Here is a 24,383-nt window from a genome sequence, read left to right on the forward strand (position 1 = left end):
ATAGGTGAAATTATGAAAGATAACACGATGAGTTTCTCTGTAAACAAGGATCTGGATGTTCATTCAAAAAGCTTTGACGCCTTTATATCATATATGGAAAACAGCAATGATATTTGGGCTATAAAAGACAACGAACATCGATTCATCTATGCCAACGATGCAATGATTTATTACAGCGGTCTTCCTAAAGGTTTTAATATAGAAGGGAGGCTTGATGGTGAGTGTCCAGCACCGTGGTCTGAGTTTGAAAGTATTATACAAGCTAGTTGTGATGTTGTAATGACGAGTCAAAAAAACATCCCAGTATTAAACACCTTGACTTATGGTGGGAAACAAAAAATGATCCAACCATTTATGCTCAATGTTATCCCCCTAATGAAGGATGGGAAATGCATTGGGGTTGTTGGTCACGGTACAAAACTTGAAATTTATTCCATGTATCATTTTGAAAACAACATTCAGCCTGACTCATTAACTTTTGGCAAACCAACTGATTTATTTACTGATAGAGAGTTCGATATAGTATTTTTTGCATTACAATCGCTAAGCGCTAAAGACATAGCGAGAAAATTAGGTATCACCTATAGAACGGTACAAAGCAGGCTACATATCATTTATCAGAAAATAGGAATAAATTCATTAAGCCAGTTAAAAGAATATTGCAGGGGTAAGGGGTATGATAACTATGCTCCTACTCGATTTATTAACTCGAATCCCTATATACCTCTAGTATAACAATGAACCACACCGTTATCGTCATTATTCTATTAGGGTTCTGCTTGGCAGAACCTTAAACCTTGTTTCTCTTACATTCCATCCAGCATATTGCAATTATTCATTAAAAACATAATTAATAATAAAAATTTTACACAATATAGAATATTAGCATATGGAAGATAATTACAGGAAACTGCTCCTCTGTAAAATAATCCGCACCAAATAGGTACCAAAAAACTCATAAATATAATTATCCATTGTGTCGTAAAAGTGATAATCTTACATGGAAGTTATTCCAGTTTTACCGTTTAATCATGATAGGTGAAATTATGAAAGATAACACGATGAGTTTCTCTGTAAACAAAGATCTGGATGTTCATTCAAAAAGCTTTGACGCCTTCATTTCGTATATGGAAAACAGCAACGATTTTTGGGCTATAAAAGACAAGGAACATCGATTCATCTATGCCAATGATACTATGATTTATTACAGCGGTCTTCCTAAAGGTTTTAATATAGAAGGGAGGCTTGATGGTGAGTGTCCAGCACCGTGGTCTGAGTTTGAAAGTATTATACAAGCTAGTTGTGATGTTGTAATGACGAGTCAAAAAAACATCCCAGTATTAAACACCTTGACTTATGGTGGGAAACAAAAAATGATCCAACCATTTCTGACCAATGTTACACCGCTAATGAAGGATGGAGAATGCATTGGGATTGTTGGACACGGCAAAAAACTTGAAATTTACTCCATGTATCATTTTGAAAACAACATTCATCCAGAGTCATTAACTTTTGGCAAACCAACTGATTTATTTACCGACAGAGAGTTCGATATAGTATTTTTTGCGTTGCAATCACTCAGTGCTAAAGATATAGCTAAAAAATTAGGTATCACCTATAGAACGGTACAAAGCAGGCTACATGTCATTTACCAGAAAATAGGGATAAATTCATTAAACCAGTTAAAAGAATATTGCAGGGGTAAAGGATATAATAACTATGCTCCTACCCGATTTATTAACCCTAATCCCTTTATACCTCTGGCATAACAATGCACAGCATTGCTGTCGTTACTATACCATTAGGGTTCTGTCTAAACAGAATCCTATGCGCCGACCAAAACTCGCTTAACAGCACGAAAAAAGTTTTGTGGGATATCTCACATGGAAGTTATCACAGTCTTACAGTTTAATCATGATAGGTGAAATTATGAATGATAAAACTATGAGTTTCTCTGTAAACAAAGATCTGGATATTCATTCAGAAAACTTTGATGCTTTCATATCGTACATGGAAAACAGCAATGATGTTTGGGTTATAAAAGACAAGGAACATCGATTCATCTATGCCAATGATACTATGATTCATTACAGCGGTCTTCCTAAAGGTTTTAATATAGAAGGAAAGCTCGATGGTGAATGTCCAGCACCGTGGTCTGAGTTTGAAGATATTATACAAGCTAATGATAATAATGTAATGACGAGTCAAAAGACCATTCCGGTACTACACACCTTCACTTATGTCGGAAAAGAAAAAATAATCCAACCATTTCTGGTCAATGTTACACCTCTCATGAAGGATGGAGAATGCATTGGGGTTGTGTCGCACGGTAAAAAACTTGAAATTTATTCCATGTATCATTTTGAAAATAACATTCATCCAGAATCATTAACTTTTGGCAAACCAACTGATTTATTTACCGACAGAGAGTTCGATATAGTATTTTTTGCATTGCAATCGCTAAGCGCTAAAGACATAGCTAGAAAATTAGGCATCACCTATAGAACGGTACAAAGCAGGTTACAATTTATTTATCAAAAAATAGGGATAAATTCATTAAGCCAGTTAAAAGAATATTGCAGGGGGAAGGGATATGATAACTATGCTCCTACCCGATTTATTAACCATAATCCCTATATACCTTTAGCATAACAATGTACAGCATCGCTGTCGTTACTATGTCATTAGGGTTCTGCCAAGCAAAACCCTACGTCCCGCTCAAAAAATTTTGGTTTACCCGATTTTGTAATACTACACCTATCTGGCGATCCGTGAAATCAACAGAAATATAAAGAGGAATGTCAGCATAATAAAATATTAAATAATTTATGAGGAAAAAATTAATTATGACAAACATCAAGGCGTGACGTTAACTATTCTATTTTAATCTTATGATCATACCTGAAGCTTTCCAAAAGACACAAGAAAAGCTTCAGGTATTTAATCTCTTCTCATTGAATTTTTTTCGAGAAGTTTATTTTAATTCATTTAGAATATCTGCTTGGCCATATTTCAAAAGGCTCACAATTTAAAGCAATAGCAATAAGTTGTTCACCTTTAGGCCACGGACGGTGCAAAGCATTTGATAAAGTAGATGATGCAAGCCCCGCTTCTCTCGAAACAGCAGCTAACGACGTTCCCCGTTTTTTAAGCCCTGCAATAATATCAGCCGGGTGCCAGTCGTTTTTCACAATCATTCCTCATTCTCCTCTCAGTTTGGTTATTCAAGGTGCTATATTCATACTCTCTTTAGATTAATATTTTTATACCCGTCATCTTTCAAGTTGCCTCTTTGTTGGCTGCACTCACTCACCCCAGTCACATAGTTTTCTATGCTCCCGGGGATTCGCTCCCTTGCCGCCGCGATACATCTTGAAATCCATAGGGTATATATTGTTACAGCTTTTTCCCTGAGTCCGCACTGGTGCGGAATACTAAAAAATAACTGCACTAAGGCGTAAAACCCCGCTAAGTGCAGCCAAATATTCTCCGAATAGGAACATTTATATCTAACAACTAAAAGGTCATAAACGAACGTTAATTGTTAAGAAATGTTCTTTTATGGATACTAGAATGTTTAAAAAGTTTAGTTATTTTGGGAAATGTTGGAAGCGCATTAAATACATTAGCGAACATCCTAAAAAAGCGCTTCAATTACGAGGAATAACATCAATTAATATTTTATGGCCATAGAAAAATTGCTTGCGCAGCAGCAAAGCCAGTCGATAATTATCGACTGGCTGAATGACTGTTAACGCGCTTCATTCTGTGCCGTTAACCTGCCCTTAATGCGACAAAACCACCGTCCTCCCAATATTGCCACCATAAGTTCAAGAGAAGCTATTGCGGCTAAGGTTAGGATAAATAAGGTCTTGCCCGCGCCAACTAATATCCATCCTCCTATCGCAGGAAATCCAAATATCCCCACAAAATAAGCGACAACGAACCAAGTAAGGGCCGCATGACGGTTCTCAAGCGCAGAGTCGTTCACTGCCCATGTTTGAATAACGGGATACACCAATCCATAACCTATCCCCGTTAACATGGCCGCCACAATCTGAAACATAGGGTGAACCGGTATGCCTAACAGAGCCAGAATGCCCATGATTAAGAATAACATCAGCACGATGACTAACGGGATACGGGGCATCGTCGATAAACGGCGGGCTAGCAAAAGCCGCGCTACAACCACAGTCGCTGCATGTACAGCAAAGAATGTACTTGCATTTGCTTGAGTCCCTTCAACCAACGAACTCTGGAACGACATCATTCCGGAGAATACACCGCCTCCCAAACCCACCATTACAATAGGACGGATCGCACTACTGGCAGCAATCTTGGTTATTTTTTTCACCCAAGGTCTCAGTGATAACTCCTGTTGACCATGCGGCTCCTTGATCCCAAAGGTCGCCAGAAGTAGGGAGGCGAGGATGCCAATAACGCCAACAAAGAGAAATGTTATTCGGATGGGCACTCCTGCCTGTTCAACCGCCGCAGCGAGAAGGATGGGACTACCGCAAATCCCAGCCATTTGAAATGCGCTGAAACGAGTAAACCAGTGCCCCCTGTCAGCGTCAGTGACACGCTCCGACAATGCCATAGGCCCACTGATATAAAACATTCCCCAACCGAGTCCAATCAAGAACGCTGCAATACGCGGGATGTAGCTCAGTTCACCACTGAAACCACCGAAAAGAAAATAACCACAAGACATCGCCAGCGCCGCTAGAGCTGCAAGACGTGATGCTTCCAGTTGCCCAGCAAACCATCCAACCAAAGGAACACCAATCAAGGTGCCGACCAAGGCCACGCTAAGGGTCGTCCCAGTGTCAATGTCACTCCCCCCTTGTGACCGAAAATACGCGGAAATAAGAAAGGTGGCACCATATCCCCCCGCAGTGAACAGGGTTCCGAACAAAAGAAAAAGTGCCGACATTGTTCGCATGAGTCAAACTCCATATTAATTATTACAGGACGCCGAATGGCTTTGGTGCCATCGACCTCAGTTTATTCACCGCTTTTTGTAGACGGAGACAAACATACCGTATCTCGTCCTCGTCATTAAATCTGCCCAGTCCGAAACGCACACTGGCTTGAGCCTGAGCATCACTTAGCCCTATTGCCTTTAGTACATGTGACGGCGCTCTGTTAGCGGATGTGCATGCAGACCCAGAGGATAACGCAACCTCGGAAAGCTCCAGCAAAAGCGAGTCAGCATCCACGCCGTTAAAGGAGACATTTAACAGACCAGGAAGGCATTCGGTAAGATGACCGTTTATCCGAACATCAGCCACATTCTCGATAATATACGACCGAAGTAAATCCCTTAAATAACGTAACCTCATCGACTCATCAGGCAAGTTTTTAACAGACAGTTCGACGGCTCGCCCGAAGCCTACGATCCCCGGAACGTTAAGGGTTCCAGAACGTAAACCTCGCTCATGTCCCCCACCAACAATGAGAGGAGCAAGGGTTATATTCTTATTGCGTGAATCGATATAAAGCGCACCGATCCCCTTTGGCCCATATATTTTGTGCGCGGAAAATGAGGCAAGGCTGATATTCATGCGTTGTACATCAAATTTTATTTTGCCGAGCGCTTGAGTGGCGTCTGTATGAAAAGGAATATCACGTTCTTTACAGATCGCGCCTATCTCTTCAATTTTTTGTATTGAACCAATCTCATTGTTAGCAGCCATAATCGAAACGAGATAGGTGTCATCTCTTATTGCACGAGATATTAAGTCTGGGGATACGATGCCATCGCTTTGCGGTGGTAAATAGGTCACCTCCGTTCCCATTGATTCGAGCCTACCGCAACAATCAAGAACAGACTTATGCTCAATTATCGATGTGATGACATGCCCCTTTTTGCCCCGATGTTGAAGGCCCGCGATTGCAAGATTGTTCGACTCGGTAGAGCCAGAAGTGAATATAATATCGGAGTGACTCGTCGCATTTATCGATGTTGATATCACTTTTCTCGCATTATCAACAGCCTCCATCGCTTTCCACCCAAATGCATGGTGATTACTGGAAGCATTTCCATAAGCGCAGGTAAAATAGGGCATCATAGTTTGAAGCACATCAGGATCTAATGGCGTTGTAGCATTGTTATCCAAATATATCGGCCGAGTTAAGTTGTACATAATCTTCCCCCTTAACAAACAAAGATGAAATTATTTTTTTATTATCTTGACTATATCTATACCCTATGGATTTCAAGATGGATCGCGGCGGCAAGGGAGCGAATCCCCGGGAGCATAGCCAACTATGTGACCAGGGTGAGCGAGTGCAGCCAACAAAGAGGCAACTTGAAAGATGACGGGTATATCTGCTAGGCAGTAACTACATCACCTTGACTCACCTCCCCCTCTTCATTAACAAGATTAAGACGAATGGCAGTTGAAACACCGAGCATATGGCTAAGTTGTAGCCCACGCACATATGCCAAAGCTCTAGACCAAGCGCAGTCCTCAAAGAATACCTCCAGAATAGCGTCTGAACCTTTGTGATCACCTGCGGCTTTCTCAAAATATTCCTTCGTAATTGCCGCACAGGTGAGTTTCTGAGTTGGCTCTTCGTAAGAAGCATCTGATGTCGGCGGTTTGCCGTCAGCGAGGTTTTTGGACACCATCCGCCGTGTGATGATTTCGGGTATTTCTCCAGAAGCCAGGATATGGACAAGGTGCTGCCTGGCTGAATCTTCGTGAATAACACGTATTTCACTAAGCGGAATCTGATATTTTTCTGCTACGGGCAAGAAGATATTCCTGATCGAGGCGTGGAGATGACTCAAGCGGGGGTTCCGTTTTTGAGAATTAGTGAGGTTCTCTATCAGGAACTGGAGGCGGAATATCCCATGATGATCGAATGCCACGGATATCCTCGGTAATTGACCACATTCATCTTGGCTTTGCTTGGCGAACATCAGAGCAGCCTCAAAGGCTTTCAACTGAGCCTCGACAACTATCTCGCTATCCTTATTGAGATAAACTCGTGAATTCCCTGCCAGTATGCTTACGTTAGTTTCTCGCTGATTCATTTTCATCAATATCCTTTTCCTAGTGGATCGTACGTATAAGAATGACCGCAATAATCCATTAATTTTTAGATCGGGGAAGTTCTATAAAGAGTGGCCAATATAACGGATGGAAAATAAGGCGATCTTTATAATTTCACATACGCTAAATATCTTTTTCTCTTGCGACCCCGGTTATGAAATAAGTATGTCTGATATTAGGCAAGGGTATAATTCCCATAAAAGAAGTTGGATAAAGGTTAGCGTATCTTTTTTATCAAAAAATAGATCTTCGTCTTGTTTAAACATTTTTTCTTTTTGGCCTTGCAGCCGTAGCTCTGAGCCCGGCCATCGGACATCATTTAGCTCTCAGCTTACCGAGTAATTCTGTCACACCAATACAAGATTCTAGTTGCCAAGTATGGATATGTCCGAACTGTTGTTGAGATAGCTAACTAAAATCCATTACATCAAGGTAAATCTTCTCAGCAATATTATATTTAAGGAGGGGATTCGCTATTAAGCCATCGGCGAAAAGTTTCACATGTGAAAATATGGCCGCACCGACTACCTCAGGAAAACTCAAAAATTGATGTTGTAGAAGTTACCGGGTTATTACCCTTATGAAGGAGGTTTTATCCCCCCTGTCAGACTACCGGCACAATACAGTATCGCAGCTAAAGCTGGTGGTTTTAGCCTTTCATTTGGAAGAATAAAATTATTTCAGGTTTGTCATGCTCAAACATCAACCTATTACAGCTCAACTTAATTCTTTCTCTTCAAATCACAGTTGGCTCTCCGCTCAGCAAACATATTTAAATCGGCTTTGATAAACGAAAATCAGCACTTTTTACCAACCTAAATCACTTTTTAATTCATCAAGCGTGTTGGCACGGTGAACACCTATCCCATTCTCTAGATCATGAATTGCCTGTAACGTCTCGCTATTCGGTTGCAGCAACCCATCCGGTAGCCGACCTTCTGCGGCTAATCGATTAATAACCATACTTCACTTTTATATAGTCGTTGTTCCACTACCGGCAAAAGGATCAGAAATGCTCAACACATCAAAACTGCCAAGCAAATCAGTTCTTGCCTCTGTATTCTTTGAAAGGAGGGTTTTACCCCTCCTGTTTAACTAATACTTACCGATTAAGCCTGACCTTTTACTTCTTTCAGGCCATAGAAAGGAGCTCGGTTACCCAAAGCTTCTTCAATACGGATCAATTGATTGTATTTAGCAACGCGATCAGAACGGCTCATAGAACCAGTTTTGATTTGGCCTGCCGCGGTACCTACTGCCAGATCAGCAATAGTCGCATCTTCTGTTTCACCAGAACGATGAGAAATTACCGCCGTGTAACCTGCGTCTTTTGCCATTTTAATCGCTGCCAGTGTTTCTGTCAGAGAACCAATCTGGTTGAATTTGATCAGAATGGAGTTAGCAATACCTTTCTCAATACCTTCTTTCAGGATATTGGTATTGGTGACAAACAGGTCGTCGCCAACCAACTGGATTTTTTCGCCCAACACTTTTGTCTGGTAAGCAAAGCCTTCCCAGTCAGATTCATTCAATCCATCTTCGATAGAAACAATCGGGTACTTTCTGGTCAAATCTTCCAGGTAATGAGTGAACTCTTGAGAAGTGAAAGTTTTACCTTCACCTTTCAGTTCGTAGTTACCGGTTTCTGAGTTGTAGAATTCAGAAGCGGCACAATCCATAGCCAAAGTGACATCTTTGCCCAAAACATAACCGGCTTGTTCTACCGCTTCTTTAATAGCAGCCAGTGCAGCCGCGTTAGATTCCAGGTTAGGCGCATAGCCGCCTTCGTCACCAACCGCAGTGCTCATACCTTTCGCTTTCAGAACTTTAGCCAAGCTATGGAAAACCTCAGAACCGATACGAACCGCCTCTTTCAACGTTTTTGCACCAATCGGCTGAATCATAAATTCCTGGATATCAACGTTGTTATCCGCGTGTTCACCACCATTGATGATGTTCATCATCGGCAACGGCATAGAGAATTTACCCGGAGTGCCATTCAATTCAGCAATGTGCTCATACAATGGCATGCCTTTCGCTGCCGCCGCCGCTTTAGCGTTAGCCAGAGAAACCGCCAGAATCGCGTTAGCACCGAATTTGGATTTATTTTCAGTACCATCCAAGCTGATCATGATTCTGTCGATGTTAGTCTGATCTTTAGCATCCTGACCGATAACTGCCTGTGCAATTGGGCCATTCACTGCATCAACAGCTTTCAATACACCTTTACCCATAAAACGGGATTTGTCACCGTCACGCAGTTCCAACGCTTCGCGAGAACCGGTGGATGCACCAGAGGGCGCAGCCGCTAAACCCACAAAACCCCCTTCCAGATGCACTTCTGCTTCTACGGTTGGGTTACCACGGGAGTCAATGATTTCACGACCGATCACTTTAACGATTTTGGACATTAGGTTTTCCTCAGTACAAGTTACATTTCAGGTAAGTGACGGAATACTTCATGCCGCCACTCACTGCACATCTTATTTGATCTGGCCTTTCTGATATTTACCGGCGGCTTTAACAAAACCAGTAAACAATGGATGGCCATCACGAGGAGTGGAAGTAAATTCTGGGTGGAACTGACAAGCCACGAACCAAGGATGGTCTGGGATCTCAATAATTTCGACTAATTTATTGTCTACTGAACGACCCGCTACCCGAAGACCAGCATCTTCAATACGTTTCAGCAGTAAATTATTCACTTCATAACGATGACGATGACGCTCAACAATCGTATCTGCACCATACAAGGTACGCACCAAGCTATCTTTTGTCAGGTGGCACGGCTGACCACCCACACGCATCGTTCCACCAAGATCACTCTCTTCGCTGCGCACTTCTAAATTACCGTCTTCATCACGCCATTCGGTGATCAGGCCAACAACCGGGAATCGGCAATCTGGCTCAAATTCTGTTGAGCTGGCTTTTTCCAAACCCGCAACATGGCGAGAGAATTCAATCAATGCCACCTGCATGCCGAGACAGATCCCCAAATAAGGAATTTTGTTCTCACGGGCATAACGGGCTGTCATGACCTTGCCTTCTATACCACGGCCCCCGAAACCACCAGGAACCAGAATCGCATCCAGTCCCTTCAATAATTCAACACCACGAGTTTCAACATCTTGGGAATCAATCAGCTTGATATTCACCGTCAGACGATTTTTTAATCCACCGTGCTTCAATGCCTCAATCACGGATTTGTACGCATCAGGCAGTTCAACGTATTTACCCACCATCCCAATAGTGACTTCACCGGAAGGGTTAGCTTCTTCGTAAATGACCTGCTCCCATTCGGACAAATTTGCTTCCGGGCAATCGAGGCTGAATCGTTTACAAATATAATCATCTAAGCCCTGAGATTTCAATAGCCCTGGGATTTTATAAATGGAATCAACGTCTTTTAGGGAGATAACCGCTTTCTCCGGCACATTACAGAACAGTGCGATTTTTGCCCGTTCATTAGCAGGGATGACGCGATCTGAACGACAAATCAGAATATCCGGTTGAATACCAATAGAGAGCAGCTCTTTTACCGAGTGCTGAGTCGGTTTAGTTTTGACTTCGCCAGCCGCGGCCAGATAAGGAACAAGCGTCAGATGCAGATATAAAGTGTGTTCACGGCCAACTTCGACTGCCATTTGACGAATGGCTTCAAGGAATGGCAACGATTCAATATCACCGACAGTACCGCCAACTTCCACCAGCACCACATCATGACCTTCACCACCACTGATGATGCGATCTTTGATTTCATTGGTGATGTGAGGAATCACTTGAACGGTCGCCCCCAAATAGTCGCCACGGCGCTCTTTGCGCAGCACTTCGGAATAAACCCGCCCCGTCGTAAAGTTATTGCGGCGAGTCATTTTAGTGCGGATGAAACGCTCATAGTGACCTAAATCGAGATCAGTTTCAGCGCCGTCTTCGGTAACGAAGACCTCCCCATGTTGGATTGGGCTCATCGTACCTGGATCGACATTGATGTACGGGTCCAGTTTCATAATCGTGACATTGAGTCCACGGGCTTCGAGTATAGCCGCCAAAGAGGCTGCGGCAATGCCTTTACCCAGAGAGGATACGACCCCGCCGGTCACAAAAATATAATTAGTTTTCATGCTGAACCTGAAAGTTTAGGTTTAAAGATGATGGATATAACCAGGACGGGAAAGCAGTATACCCGAACCTTAAATTTGCCACAAATAATCTGAACGCAAATAAGGTATTTTTCCCGCATTTTGTTGTCCCACATTAACCCCATCTCTGCTTAAACATAGCCGATTCATTCGTTGTACGTGGATAACAACCCCTTTCATAGCATTGTCAATGTCAACATGAGCACAGACACAAACTTTATTTTCCATGAAGTCAATCGTGCCTGTTTATTCTCAATGTCGGATGATTTTATTGCTTTAATTGATTAAAAAACAGTATTATTGCTTCTATAGTAATCATTTCATCTAAATCACACTCAACCCAAAGGCCCCATTATAGGTAACAGTCGCTTATGATTTAAGGAGCGGTGCCATGATTATACTGACTCAGGAACAATTCGATAAAATTATTGATGCAGAGGACAATGCTTATATTGAAAAAATCAGGCAATGCATTTTGTCAGAACATGCCGACTTGGTTGTGCATGAGGATGAGAAAAATTTGCATAAGCGGCTTAAAGAAGCCTATCGGTATTTAATCGAAGACCTGGGCTTTAAAGATAAAAAGCTGATTAAATCATACCTTTATTTAACGGCATTTAATCTTAATTTCCACGGTGTACCAGAAATCAAAAATGCCCTTGAAGCAGGAGAAAACCCGGAACAACAATACAAAGATATCTTGAGAATAATAGATAAATTGTTGAAAAGGAGCAATTAACATGCCTTTACCTCTGTTAGTCCCGGCAGCCCTGACTGCTGCCGAATATGCGGCATCAGCCCTTGCGGGCATATTGGTTGGCGTTGGTGTGGGCCTCGGCGTTACGGAAATGACAAAAGACAAGGATGATGAAAAAGAGCAAGAGGAAGCCCGAACGGATGTAAGCAGTACAACAAGGGAAGAATGCAAGGCTTGCCCCGCCATTGAGAAAGTGAGTCCCAGTTGGGAAAGCACCAGTTCATATTCACAGGTTACCCTTGATTATCAACTCCAGATAGCCAAAACCGTTTACAAACCGGACGTAAAACTCATACAGGTATGGGAATGTCTGGGGGTCAGTTTTGATGGCTGGCGACCAAAAGCATGCCTGTTTCTGGAATCCAAAGCGAAATATGATCAGTTTTTTAGGAAGGGAAAGCCAATGGAGTGGTGGACGGGAGATCAATCTATGATAAAGCAAGCTAGTAGACAACAAGAAGTATGTACTTCATTGAATGGCATTCCACGCGCCCACTGGCATTTTATGGAACCTATGAGTGCAACTTACTATTCGAAAGAATTCTCTGGGCATCCCAACGTTAAAGTATTTCTCACCCCTTTAATTAAATAGACGAGGTAATAAATGGCTATTTTATCACTAGAAATAGAACTGTATTTTGACTGGAAAGAATCGTTGACTCCACAAATGGCACTCACTGATTTGTATAAGATAACGCAACAGATTGATCTATTCTTTGGATATCACAAGACTTGGTTTCTTCCCGGACACTCCCGTAAACAGGCATTAGAACACACCGCCTTTGATGAACAAGGGGCAACGAAAAAGGTAATAGAGGCATTTGAGAAGGATTATAAGGAAATACCACCTTTTATTGTCCAAAAAATCTGGGATGGTGAAGATGATGACCTTGCCTGTTCTATATCCTACAGAAACTACCGTAGTGACAGGTTAGGACAAACCAAAATAAGAATAGATCTCAACATTGATGAAAAAGAGTTTCAATTTTCACGGTTAATTGATTTTATTACCTTTTTGGTTTTCAGCCGTAATACCCCCTACATTATGGTGGAAACTAACGGCTATACCTTGAAACGAAATCAGGTATTTCCCGACAGGTTAAGTGCAGGTTGGATGATTTATTTACCCTTCGTTATAGACCCCTCATTGTTACCAATGGCAGATGAAATCTTGCCTATTGCCAATGATAAAGAACAATTGGGGACATTAATTATCACCAAACAAGGCATTTTTGACGGCGAAAATCAGGATGATATTGATAAAGCCAATGATATTGAAATTCAGTTGTTGAATTTGGGATTACTGCCATTAATTACTGAGGTTTAATCGCTGCTCTTATCAGGGCGGTATTTCACACCCCTTTATTTGGATAATGCGAGGTAATAAATGGCTATTTTATCGACAAAAATAAAGTTGTATTTTGACCTGAAAGAATCTTTGACTCCTCAAGTGGCACTGGCTGATTTGTATAAGATAACACAACAGATTGACCAACTCTTCGGGCGTCAAAAAAACTGGTATTTGACAGGTCATACTCGTAAGGAAGCATTGGAACACCTCGTTTTTGAAGGGGACCACCCGACGGAAAAAGCGGTTCAGGTGTTTGAAGAAAGTTACAAAGAAGATTTTCCTTTTATAGGAAAACAAATCTGGGATGGTGAAGTTGATGACCTTGCCTGTTCCCTATTTTATGAGAACTATCGTATTGATAGACTAGGGCAAACTAAAATAACAATAAGACTCAATATTGACGAAAAGGCGTTTCAATTTTCACGGTTGATTGATTTTATTACCTTTTTAGTTCTCAGCCGTAATGCTCCCTACATTATGGTGGAAACTAACGGCTATACCTTGAAACGAAATCAGGTATTCCCCGACAGGTTAAGTGCAGGTTGGATGATTTATTTACCCTTCGTTATAGACCCCTCATTGTTACCAATGGCAGATGAAATCTTGCCTATTGCCAATGATAAAGAGCAATTGGGCACATTAATCATCACCAAAAAAGGCATTTTTAACGGTGAAAATCAGGACGATATTGATAAAGCCAATGATGTTGAAATTCAGTTATTGAATTTGGGATTACTGCCATTAATCACTGAGGTTTAATGCTGCCCTTATCAGGGCAGTACTTTACCCCCCTTTATTTGGATAGTACGAGGTAATGCATGGCTATTTTATCACCAGAAATAGAGTTGTATTTTGACCGGCAAGAACCCTTAACTCCCGAAATAGTATTGGTTGATTTGTATCGAATTACTCAGCAAATCGATCACTTTTTTGTCCGTCATAAAACCTGGTTTTTGACTGGACACACTCGTAAGGAAGCATTAGAGCATCCTGTTTTTGAAGGACAGCATCCAACGAAAAAAGCAGTTCAGGTATTCGAAAAAAATTACAAAGAAAATTTTCCTTTTATGGGAAAAAGTATTTGGGATGGTGAAGATGATGATCTTGCCTGTTCCCTATTTTATGAGAGCTATCGTAGTGACAGGTTAGGACAAACTAATATAACAATAAGACTCAATATTAACGAAAAAGATTTTCAGTTTTCACGGTTGATTGATTTTATTACCTTTTTGGTTTTCAGCCGTAATACCCCCTACATTATGGTGGAAACTAACGGTTATACCTTGAAACGAAATCAGGTATTTCCCGACAGGTTAAGTGCAGGCTGGATGATTTATTTACCCTTCGTTATAGACCGCTCATTGTTACCAATGGCAGATAAAATCTTGCCTATCGCCAATGATAAAGAGCAATTGGGCACATTAATCATCACCAAAAAAGGCATTTTTGACGGTGAAAATCAGGACGATATTGATAAAGCCAATGATGTTGAAATTCAGTTGTTAAATCTGGGATTACTACCATTAATTACTGAGGTTTAACGGCGACGAGATAATTTTCTATTCTTCATCATTCTTTTGATATTTTTTCGTGAATCAGCGCCACTTTCCATTTCTGCTTTTTTCGTGCTGATAACAGCCCCCTTGGGCTGTTTGCCATCCCTTTACTCAAAAAAATAAAAATTCCAGCTTTCATGCCACTCTTTCCGATTACTGTTTCTTAACTTGTTGCCACATTTGTTCCATTTCTTCCAATGTCGCAGCTTCCAAGGTGTGGCCTTGGTTCAGGATCTGCTTTTCTACTTCTCTAAATCGATTCTCAAACTTATTACATGCTTTTTGCAACGCAATTTCCGGTTTGTATCCGAGATGGCGAGATAAATTCACAACAGCAAACAATAAATCACCAATCTCTTCTTCCAAATGCTGTTGATCAACCACCGCCTGATAAGCCTCATCCATCACTTCGTCGATCTCTTCATAAACTTTGTCCAGCACCGGCCCCAAAGTATCCCAGTCAAAGCCAACCGCAGCACAACGCTTCTGTATTTTATACGCTTTCATCAACGCAGGCAGACTTGCCGGAATGTCATCAAGGACCGAATGTAGATCTTTTTGCGCTCTTTCCTGCGCCTTACGTTTTTCCCAACCACTGATAGCCACATCACTGCTGATATCCTGCTGCTGACCGAAAATATGTGGATGGCGGCGCTCCAACTTGTCGCTAATCGCATCGCAGATATCATCAAAATCAAACAACTGTTGCTCTTTGCCCATTTCAGCATAGAACACCACCTGAAATAATAGATCGCCCAACTCTTCTTTTAGATCAGAAAAATCACCCCGTTCAATGGCATCAATGACTTCATAAGTCTCTTCTAATGTATAAGGCGCGATGGTTTTGAATGTCTGTTGTTTATCCCAAGGACATCCCTGTTGAGGATGGCGCAACTGCGCCATAATCTCTAATAACCGTTTTATACCCGTCATCTTTCAAGTTTCCTCTTTATTGGCTGCACTCGCTCACCCGGTCACATAGTTCGCTATGCTCCCGGGGATTCTCTCCCTTGCCGTCGCGATGCAGTTTGAAATCCATAGGGTATATAGCAAATGATTTCATTTTTTATCCAAATTTTCCCACGGTCAGTTGCCATGAAGACGTTTGGCTTCAATAACATCCGGTAATTGATTGATTTTCGCTAAGATCCGCCCCAGTACTTGCAGGTTATAAATCTCAATATTCATGTCAATGGTGGCAATCTGCTGTTTTATATCACTGCGGCTACTCACCCCAAGCACATTCACTTTCTCATTAGCCAAGATCGTGGTGATATCACGCAATAATCCACTGCGATCGTTCGCAACAACACGCACAATCAGTGAGTAACCACTGGAATAGCTCTCTCCCCAAACCGCATCTACTACCCTTTCCGGCGCATTTGCCTGCAACTCCGCCAGTTGTTCACAATCAACCCAATGGATAGAAATCCCTCGGCCACGAGTGATAAAGCCGACAATCTCATCGCCGGGAATGGGCTGGCAGCAACGGGCAATGTGATGCATCAAATTACCCACACCTTCTACCACAATCCGCCCGTCATCTTTAGCAGAACTACGCTGTGGGTGTGATTTACTCTCTAAATTGCGAAGCGCTTCCCGATCTGCATCCTCTGCGGTGGTTTTCTTAAGTTTGCTTTGTAAGAAATTGACCAACTGGTTAATACGGATATCACCAACCCCAATTCCCGCCAGTACTTCATCAAGTGTATGGACGTTATAACGGGCAATAAGCAGCTTTTCCGCCTCTTTTAGGCTGATATCCAAGTGTTCCAGTTCGTTATCCAACATCTGACGACCAGCGATAATGTTTTTATCCCGATCCTGTTTGCGGAACCAGTTATGGATTTTCGCCCGACCGCGGCTTGTGGTGACATATCCCAGGTTTGGATTTAACCAATCACGACTTGGGTTCGGGTGTTTCTGTGTGATGATTTCAATCTGATCGCCCATTTGCAATTGATAGCTAAATGGCACAATGCGACCACTGATTTTCGCCCCAATACAACGATGTCCCACATCGCTGTGAATATGGTAAGCAAAATCCAGCGGCGTAGAACCGGTAGGGAGATCAATAACATCGCCTTTCGGTGTAAATACATATACCCGATCATCAAACACCTGACTGCGAACTTCATCCAGCATTTCACCAGAATCAGCCATCTCTTCCTGCCATGCGATCAGTTTACGCAGCCATGCAATGCGCCCTTCATATCCGGCACGACTACCCGCCACTGCCCCCTCTTTATATTTCCAGTGGGCGGCGATTCCCAATTCTGCATCTTCATGCATCTGACGGGTACGGATCTGAATTTCCAATGTCTTACCACTTGGCCCAAGCACTACGGTATGAATGGATTGATAGCCATTCGGCTTCGGATTAGCAACATAATCATCAAATTCATCCGGCAAATGACGATAGTGAGTATGCACTATCCCCAGAGCCGCGTAACAATCCTGCAAACGCTCGACCACAATCCGCACAGCCCGAACATCAAACAGTTCATCAAATGCCAGTGATTTTTTCTGCATTTTGCGCCAAATGCTGTAGATATGTTTAGGACGCCCATATATCTCAGTAGTGACGCCCTCCTTGAACATATGCTTGCGTAATGTATTGACAAAATGATCAATATACTGCTCACGATCAATGCGGCGTTCATGCAGTAATTTCGCAATTTTTTTATATTCATCAGGATGGAGATAACGGAAGCAATAATCCTCAAGTTCCCATTTAAGTTGACCAATGCCTAGTCGGTTAGCGAGCGGCGCATAAATGTTGGAACACTCTTTCGCAGCCAGTACACGCTCATCTTCAGTCGCCTCTTTAACTTCCCGCAAATGGGCAATCCGCTCTGCCAATTTGATAATGACACAACGAAAATCTTCCACCATTGCCAGTAGCATCCGGCGAACATTATCAACCTGTACAGAGCAGATTGAGTCGTGATGAGTGGCTTTTAAGTGGCGAATGGCGTCCATTTCCATAACACCTTTCACCAGATTGGTAATCACACTACCAAACGCCTCAGTGACGGTTTGATCGTCAAGTAATTTAGCATCCACCAACGGGAACAGTAGCGCAGCACGCATACTGTCATTATCCATACTCAGCGTAGAGAGGATCTCAACCATCTCTACGCCACGCCATAACAGAAGTTCTGAATCAGGATGATTTTGCGCTTTTTCGTGACAATAACGCCAGGTTTCGGCTAATTTCTCACCCAATTGAAGATTCGCTACATTTAAACTAGCGATCCACCTGTTTACTGCAAACTCTCCCGCAGGGGTTAAATGCGCACTTCTTACCGCAACCATAATCTCTCCCGACTACTTCATAGCTTCTACCTAACCACGCTCTAACGACTAAATAGCACCATTGACTCCAGATGACCTGTATGCGGAAACATATCCAGCATCCGCACATTGATAATTTGATAGCCAGCCTCAAGCAGAATCTTACTGTCCCGCGCCAATGTTGTTGGATTACAAGAGACGTAGACTACTTTTTCCGGTGCTAACTCAACAATGTGTGACATGACTCCCGCCGCACCAGTACGCGCCGGATCTAATAAGACCTTGTTAAACCCCAATTTCGCCCAGGGTTGATGATGTATGTCAGCTTCCAGGTTCTCATGGCAGAAAGATATGTTATCCAAATTATTTAATCTGGCATTATATTGCCCATTAGCTACCAGCGTGGCAACCCCTTCGACTCCGACCACAGATTGCACTACGCGACCAATAGGTAAGGTAAAATTCCCCATTCCACAGAACAGATCGAGCACCCTGTCATTCGGTTGCAAATCGAGCCACTCTATCGCCTGAGCAACCATTTGTTGATTCACCTGATCGTTAACCTGAATAAAATCTCTTGGACTGAAAACCAGTTTCAAGCCACCTACTTGATACCAAGGTTCCGATGGTTCATTCAGTGATTCAAGTGAGGTTTCATCCGCCGCCAGATAGACAGCAACGTTATGTTGCACGGAAAATGTGCATAGTTTCTCTTTATCCTCCCATTTCAAGGGATCAAGATGGCGCAATATCATCAATGGACCATTATCTGCCAGCACCAATTCCACATGCCCCAACCGTTTAACCGCTTTCAAGTTATTCAGACACTGAGATAATGGCTGCAATAATTGTTCCAACTCAGGTCGCAAAACAGGGCACTCTTTTATAGCAACTAACTCATTGGATTGATTTTGACGAAATCCCATCACCAGTTGGCGCTGTTTTATTTGATAATGTAAACCAAGCCTTGCCCTGCGCCGATAACCATATTCGGGACCAAGAATCACCGGCTTGGCAGAAACTGTTACACCCGTTTCCCGTCTTATCAGGTGTTCGAGGACGCTAGCTTTACTCTCACGTTGTAAATCAGACGCAACATGTTGTTGCTGACAACCGCCACATACTCCAAAATGCGGACAACGGGGATTTACACGATATGGGCTGTCAGATAGACGCTTAACCAACTTTGCTTTTGCAAACTGGCGCTTCTCTTCCGTTAGTTGTACCTGTGCTTGTTCACCGGGCAATAATCCGGCGACAAAAATAGTTTTACCCTGATGGCGAGCTACGCCCTGCCCCTGGGCATCCAGATTATCAGCAGTGACTGTGATGATATGTCGATTTACTATTCGACGATTGGGGGAATAAAATTGCACCATGATTCTTACGGACTATGAATTATTAAGTTCTTATTTTCCCATAATGGACGATTATGACCAAATATAGCTTACGCATCCGCATGATGAGCCTGATCCTGATTCCAATTTTACTGGTTGGCATGTTTTTCAGTATCTCATTCCTCTGCTATCACCATCGTGAACTGAAAAACCAAATTGTTCGATCCGGGATCAGTATTGTTGAACCCCTTTCCATCGCCAGTGAAATTGGCGTAAACCTGCATAACCGTGAACGTGTCAATTCATTGATAACCCGGCTTCATCGCAGAAATTCTGAGATAGTTCGGGCGATTGCCATTTTTAACGATAATAACCAGCTATTTGATATATCAAACTATAAATACAATGCAGCTCAACTACAGATCTCGCCAGATATGCCTCTGCCAACCACCCTGACAAAAACGGAGGTTAAAAACAGTATTATCTTACGCATACCCATTATTTCAGAACACTATTTGTCCCAGAATCAGCAGCATTCTAACGACCCATCTTTACATCCGATTGGTTATATCGCCATTGATCTTGATTTACGATCAGCTCACTTACAGCAATATAAAGAAATCGTTATTTTTATATTACTGTTACTCATTTGCCTCGGTTGGGCATCGCTGTTCGCTTACTATTTGGTTCGTAAGATCACAAAACCTATCAGCGATATCGTCAGTACTGTCGATAGAATTCGCCAAGGACAATTAAACAGTCGTGTCAGTGGGAAATATTTTGGTGAATTAGATACGCTGAAAAATGGCATTAATGCAATGGCCAAATCGCTCTCCAGCTATAAAGAAGAGATGCAAAACGATATTTATCAGGCAACGTCAGATCTGCGGGCAACAATGGAACAATTCGAAATTCAGAACGTTGAGCTGGCAATAGCGAAAAAACGCGCTCAAGAAGCAGCCAGAATAAAAACTGAATTTCTGGCAAACATGTCTCATGAATTACGCACACCACTTAATGGCGTAATTGGCTTCACCCGCCAGGCACTGAAAACACCTTTAACAATACAGCAAACTGAATATCTGTATATTATTGAGCGCTCCGCTAATCATCTACTGAACATTATCAACGATATATTGGATTTTTCGCGACTTGAAGCAGATAAATTGGTATTGGAAAACATTCCATTCCTGCTACAAGATACGATTGATGAGGTCATGGTGTTACTGACACTCAGCGCCAAAAGTAAGAATATTCAGCTAACTCACCATGTTGATCCCCAAATACCGAATCTGGTCGTAGGCGATCCTACGCGCCTCCAACAAATATTCACCAATATCATCGGTAACGCGATTAAATTTACTGAACAGGGTTTTGTGGAAATAAAGATAGATCTGCTACAACAGAAGCACCACAAAATCAATTTAGAGATTACGGTCAGCGATACAGGTATTGGTATCAGCCCTGAACAACAACCTCATCTATTTCAGGCTTTTCATCAAGCAAATGCCAGCATTTCCCGCCGTTATGGCGGTACCGGCCTCGGTTTGGTCATTACACGGAAACTGATCCAAGAAATGGGCGGAAATATTAGTTTTACCAGTGAGCCGAAAAAAGGTTCTGTTTTCCGTTTTGATTTATGGCTAGGAAAAGCCGATTTCATTCTAACCAGCTCAGTTGCACCACAAAAGACGCTTATCCATCTCCCACGTTTACCGATGACCGTCATGGCCGTTGACGATAACCCAGCTAACCTCAAACTAATAGGTTCATTATTGGAAGAAACCGTGGAAAAAACCGTGCTATGTCGCAGCGGAGAAGAAGCTTTGCAGTCAGCAACCTCTCACCATTTTGATGTTATTCTGATGGATATTCATATGCCAGGTATGGATGGTATCTGTACTTCCGACCGCATCCACCAGCTACCGCAACACCGCAATACACCGATCATTGCGGTTACAGCTTATACCTGCCGACCAAAGAGCGATACAGATCAATCTCCATTTGAGGATTTCCTGACCAAACCTCTCGATGAAGATCGTCTGAGATCAGTGTTAAAACGCTACGTTAAAACACCAAAATCACAGCATATTAACTGGCCATTAGCACTACAACAGGCCATTGGAAAAGAACAGCTAGCTATGGATATGCTGCAAATGTTGGTAGATTTACTACCAACAATTAAAACAATCACAGAAAAAGTTTTGTCAGGGGAAACGGTGGAAAATTATCAACAGCAGATCCATAAACTACACGGTAGCTGCTGTTATAGCGGCGTGCCACAACTTAAAGCCCTATGCCAATTCATTGAACAACAATTACAACAAGGCGTTCAATCAACCGATATCGAACCTGAATTGTTGGAACTGACCGATGAAATTGATCATGTACTTACCGCTGCAAAAAAAGTATTGAGTAGCGGCGAGAACATTAAGTGCACACAATAAACTTACGATACTCCTCATAAGCATAATTATCTGTCATGCCACTGATGTAATCCTGAATAAGACGAGCGCGATAATAGAATTCGATTAGGTCTTTTTCAGCTTGGTCAGTGGCAACAATTTTCTCTACTGCTTCACCATAAGCGAGACGATGCTTGGTGGAAAGCTTGTGTAGCAGCCGGGTTTCCATAAAATAATCTTTATGGAAATTATTCTGGTTCAGTTCCACAAAATCCTGACGGGACATCTTCAATAACGGATAATAAAAATCCAATAACCCATTGATGATTCTGTATCCCTGCAACTCTAATTTTTCAATCTCTGGATGATTAAACACTCTCTTACAAGCAATGTTTTTCAATGTTCTAAGTAATCGATGCTCCTCACTCTTATCTTCAAGTAGCGCTTGATTAAATGAACCCGCAAAAACAGCTGGTAGATGATCAATAAAACGACGAGCTGTGTAAGGCACAAGTTTGCCGGTAATATAAACCCGCAGATACATAAAAAATTGGTCCTGCTGACTTCGACGTAATTCGTTACCGTGAATTCCCTTGTGCGCCTTTCTAACCGTTACGTCGAATAGATCCCCGGTCCGATGACCGCCATTTTCTTGCCACTCCTGTTCCAAATATCCCATCAGAGTATCGACACTGAAAATCGCTTTTTCAACAGCATCATCCAAATCAGCAATGCAATAAGAGATATCATCTGCGGCTTCCATAATATAAGTCAGAGGGAAGCGACAAAATTCACCCATTTTAAGCTCACGGCGTAATTCGCGAACAAAATGCGCTTCCGACCAATAAAAACCCGGTTTTTTCATCAAGTAATTAAATTGATTCGGTGTTTCTTCAAGACGAAAAGCAGGACAGGTATATTTTAGAATACAGCCAACCTGGGCATAAGTCAGATTGAGTTTTAATAAGCTATGCACCATACGGATAGCTTGGGCATTCCCTTCAAACTGGCATAGATCTTTACGCAACTGGCGACGAAAGCGATCTTTTTTCACATCACCACACAAACGCAATGCCGGGATTTCACATCGATCTTCCCGCTTAATATTTTCCAGGGAAAAATTAAGATCGAGTTTTCTGGCAAACCAATCTTTAATTGCCGCTTCACCAAAATGACCAAATGGTGGATTACCAATATCGTGCATTAAACAAGCCATTTCAATCAAACTTTCAAATGATAATAGCCGTTTATCCAACCCGTAATCGGCCAGCAAATTACTCGTTCTCAATTCATTAATAATCGTTTTCGAAATATGGCGTCCAACTTGTTGCACTTCCAATGAATGCGTCAAGCGACTGCGGACAGCGGCATTATTTTCTAGTGGAAAAACCTGGGTTTTCTGCTGTAAACGACGAATAGCCGCTGAATTCATAATCCGCCCACGATCGCTTTCAAACTGGCGAATAACCTGCTCTTCATCATTAGAATCAATATTATACTGACGATATTTACGCTGATAGTTAAGCTTCTGACTAAAGTCTATCCCGGACATTTATCCTCCGACTTGTGAGGTAGCACTGTTTTACATCACAGATTATCTGCTTGTTCTAAATTAAATGTTAAACTCAAACACGAGATGATTTTATATGATTAATTAATCAACAGCGAGTATGACATCATGAAAGTAGGCGTGATAGGTGCTATGGAACAAGAAGTGACTTTACTGCGCGATCAAATTGAAGATTGCCAAACACTGTCACGAGGTGGTTGCGAAATTTATACCGGTAAGCTCAACGGCGTGGAGATCGCACTGTTAAAATCCGGTATTGGTAAAGTTTCTGCCGCAATTGGTACGACTTTGCTGCTTGAACACTGTCAGCCTGATGTGATTATTAACACCGGATCGGCAGGCGGCCTTGATCCGAAGCTACAAATCGGTGATATCGTGGTATCCAGCGAAGTTCGCTATCATGACGCTGATGTCACTGCTTTCGGTTATGAACCCGGTCAAATGGCACAATGCCCCCCGGCTTTTGTGGCGGATGACCAGTTAATTGCCCTGGCGGAAGAGTGTATTCATTCACTGAATCTGAACGCAGTGCGTGGGCTGATTTGCAGTGGTGATGCATTTATTAATGGCGCGGAACCTCTGGCGCGTATCCGGGCGACGTTCCCACAAGTGACGGCGGTAGAAATGGAAGCAGCAGCGATTGGGCATGTCTGCCACCAATACAATACTCCGTTTGTCGTTGTACGCGCTATCTCTGATGTGGCAGATAAAGAATCTCATATCAGCTTTGATGAATTTCTTGCCGTGGCAGCCCGTCAATCTACATTGATGGTCAATGCAATGCTGACAACTCTGAGTAAAGATAAATAATATATTACTGACGCGCCCTGATTAATATTTTCGGGCGTGTTTGCGAGCAACCTATTTAATGTTTTAAAGAACATAGTCTTAAAGAACATAATTTTAA

Annotated in this window: 22 protein-coding genes; 10 read left to right on the forward strand and 12 right to left on the reverse strand. The window is 42.3% G+C overall.

Annotated elements, in window-relative coordinates; all coding sequences use genetic code 11:
- Positions 1-12: 12 nt before the first annotated feature.
- From EAE91_RS11410 to EAE91_RS11420, 3 genes are all read left to right on the forward strand, one after another.
- A complete protein-coding gene (locus EAE91_RS11410; RefSeq protein WP_214088668.1) occupies positions 13-735 on the forward strand; it encodes a helix-turn-helix transcriptional regulator in 723 nt (240 codons plus the stop codon).
- Positions 736-1,046: 311 nt separating this feature from the next.
- A complete protein-coding gene (locus EAE91_RS11415; protein ID WP_214088611.1) occupies positions 1,047-1,769 on the forward strand; it encodes a helix-turn-helix transcriptional regulator in 723 nt (240 codons plus the stop codon).
- A 160-nt stretch (positions 1,770-1,929) separates the two neighbouring features.
- The gene (locus EAE91_RS11420) at positions 1,930-2,652 is read left to right on the forward strand and encodes a helix-turn-helix transcriptional regulator (RefSeq protein WP_214088612.1); all 723 of its coding nucleotides are present in this window, start codon (positions 1,930-1,932) and stop codon (positions 2,650-2,652) included.
- Between the two features lie 332 nt (positions 2,653-2,984).
- Here the strand turns inward: EAE91_RS11420 and EAE91_RS11425 are convergent, their stop codons facing one another.
- The 7 genes from EAE91_RS11425 to pyrG form a co-directional block, all read right to left on the reverse strand.
- Positions 2,985-3,197 (reverse strand): helix-turn-helix domain-containing protein, encoded by a 213-nt coding sequence (locus tag EAE91_RS11425; RefSeq protein WP_118986784.1) that lies wholly within the window; start codon positions 3,195-3,197, stop codon positions 2,985-2,987.
- Positions 3,198-3,751: 554 nt separating this feature from the next.
- The gene (locus EAE91_RS11430) at positions 3,752-4,945 is read right to left on the reverse strand and encodes an MFS transporter (protein ID WP_214088613.1); all 1,194 of its coding nucleotides are present in this window, start codon (positions 4,943-4,945) and stop codon (positions 3,752-3,754) included.
- A gap of 22 nt (positions 4,946-4,967) precedes the next feature.
- On the reverse strand, positions 4,968-6,149 hold the full coding sequence (locus EAE91_RS11435; RefSeq protein WP_214088614.1) for a cysteine desulfurase family protein: 1,182 nt from the start codon (positions 6,147-6,149) through the stop codon (positions 4,968-4,970).
- A 188-nt stretch (positions 6,150-6,337) separates the two neighbouring features.
- Positions 6,338-7,045 (reverse strand): hypothetical protein, encoded by a 708-nt coding sequence (locus EAE91_RS11440; protein WP_214088669.1) that lies wholly within the window; start codon positions 7,043-7,045, stop codon positions 6,338-6,340.
- An 826-nt stretch (positions 7,046-7,871) separates the two neighbouring features.
- Entirely contained in the window at positions 7,872-8,027 is a 156-nt protein-coding gene (locus EAE91_RS11445) for a type II toxin-antitoxin system RelB/DinJ family antitoxin (RefSeq protein ID WP_052739485.1), read from the reverse strand.
- Positions 8,028-8,173: 146 nt separating this feature from the next.
- Positions 8,174-9,475: a phosphopyruvate hydratase gene (gene eno / locus EAE91_RS11450; protein ID WP_214088615.1), complete on the reverse strand. Its 1,302-nt coding sequence runs from the start codon at positions 9,473-9,475 to the stop codon at positions 8,174-8,176.
- A 72-nt stretch (positions 9,476-9,547) separates the two neighbouring features.
- Complete coding sequence (pyrG, locus tag EAE91_RS11455; RefSeq protein WP_214088616.1) at positions 9,548-11,185, reverse strand: glutamine hydrolyzing CTP synthase; 1,638 nt, start codon at positions 11,183-11,185, stop codon at positions 9,548-9,550.
- A 409-nt stretch (positions 11,186-11,594) separates the two neighbouring features.
- Between pyrG and EAE91_RS11460 the strand changes: the two genes are divergently transcribed.
- Genes EAE91_RS11460 through EAE91_RS11480 form a run of 5 tightly spaced genes read left to right on the forward strand, consistent with a single transcriptional unit; the run spans position 11,595 to position 14,852 of the window.
- Complete coding sequence (locus tag EAE91_RS11460) at positions 11,595-11,942, forward strand: hypothetical protein (protein WP_214088617.1); 348 nt, start codon at positions 11,595-11,597, stop codon at positions 11,940-11,942.
- Between the two features lies 1 nt (position 11,943).
- Complete coding sequence (locus EAE91_RS11465; RefSeq protein WP_214088618.1) at positions 11,944-12,552, forward strand: restriction endonuclease fold toxin 5 domain-containing protein; 609 nt, start codon at positions 11,944-11,946, stop codon at positions 12,550-12,552.
- Positions 12,553-12,564: 12 nt separating this feature from the next.
- Entirely contained in the window at positions 12,565-13,287 is a 723-nt protein-coding gene (locus EAE91_RS11470; protein ID WP_214088619.1) for an Imm52 family immunity protein, read from the forward strand.
- 60 nt (positions 13,288-13,347) lie between these two features.
- The gene (locus EAE91_RS11475; RefSeq protein ID WP_214088620.1) at positions 13,348-14,070 is read left to right on the forward strand and encodes an Imm52 family immunity protein; all 723 of its coding nucleotides are present in this window, start codon (positions 13,348-13,350) and stop codon (positions 14,068-14,070) included.
- Between the two features lie 59 nt (positions 14,071-14,129).
- On the forward strand, positions 14,130-14,852 hold the full coding sequence (locus EAE91_RS11480; RefSeq protein WP_214088621.1) for an Imm52 family immunity protein: 723 nt from the start codon (positions 14,130-14,132) through the stop codon (positions 14,850-14,852).
- 28 nt (positions 14,853-14,880) lie between these two features.
- Here EAE91_RS11480 and EAE91_RS24590 read toward each other — a convergent pair whose 3' ends face one another.
- The 4 genes from EAE91_RS24590 to rlmD all read right to left on the reverse strand — a co-directional run bounded on the left by EAE91_RS24590 (position 14,881) and on the right by rlmD (position 19,543).
- Complete coding sequence (locus tag EAE91_RS24590; RefSeq protein WP_280520279.1) at positions 14,881-15,006, reverse strand: hypothetical protein; 126 nt, start codon at positions 15,004-15,006, stop codon at positions 14,881-14,883.
- A 14-nt stretch (positions 15,007-15,020) separates the two neighbouring features.
- Complete coding sequence (gene mazG, locus EAE91_RS11485; RefSeq protein WP_214088622.1) at positions 15,021-15,800, reverse strand: nucleoside triphosphate pyrophosphohydrolase; 780 nt, start codon at positions 15,798-15,800, stop codon at positions 15,021-15,023.
- Positions 15,801-15,953: 153 nt separating this feature from the next.
- Entirely contained in the window at positions 15,954-18,185 is a 2,232-nt protein-coding gene (relA, locus tag EAE91_RS11490; RefSeq protein WP_214088623.1) for a GTP diphosphokinase, read from the reverse strand.
- Between the two features lie 41 nt (positions 18,186-18,226).
- Positions 18,227-19,543 carry a 23S rRNA (uracil(1939)-C(5))-methyltransferase RlmD gene (rlmD, locus tag EAE91_RS11495; RefSeq protein ID WP_214088624.1) on the reverse strand — a complete coding sequence of 439 codons (1,317 nt, stop codon included), beginning with the start codon at positions 19,541-19,543 and terminating at the stop codon, positions 18,227-18,229.
- A 53-nt stretch (positions 19,544-19,596) separates the two neighbouring features.
- Here rlmD and EAE91_RS11500 point away from each other — a divergent pair, with 53 nt between their 5' ends.
- Complete coding sequence (locus EAE91_RS11500) at positions 19,597-21,948, forward strand: ATP-binding protein (RefSeq protein WP_214088625.1); 2,352 nt, start codon at positions 19,597-19,599, stop codon at positions 21,946-21,948.
- Here EAE91_RS11500 and dgt read toward each other — a convergent pair.
- Entirely contained in the window at positions 21,932-23,458 is a 1,527-nt protein-coding gene (gene dgt / locus EAE91_RS11505; protein ID WP_214088626.1) for a dGTPase, read from the reverse strand. The genes EAE91_RS11500 and dgt overlap by 17 nt on opposite strands.
- 126 nt (positions 23,459-23,584) lie before the next feature.
- Here dgt and mtnN point away from each other — a divergent pair, with 126 nt between their 5' ends.
- The gene (gene mtnN / locus EAE91_RS11510; RefSeq protein WP_214088627.1) at positions 23,585-24,286 is read left to right on the forward strand and encodes a 5'-methylthioadenosine/S-adenosylhomocysteine nucleosidase; all 702 of its coding nucleotides are present in this window, start codon (positions 23,585-23,587) and stop codon (positions 24,284-24,286) included.
- Positions 24,287-24,383: the final 97 nt, after the last annotated feature.

The organism is Photorhabdus noenieputensis (genome assembly GCF_018448935.1).
GTDB lineage: Bacteria > Pseudomonadota > Gammaproteobacteria > Enterobacterales > Enterobacteriaceae > Photorhabdus > Photorhabdus noenieputensis.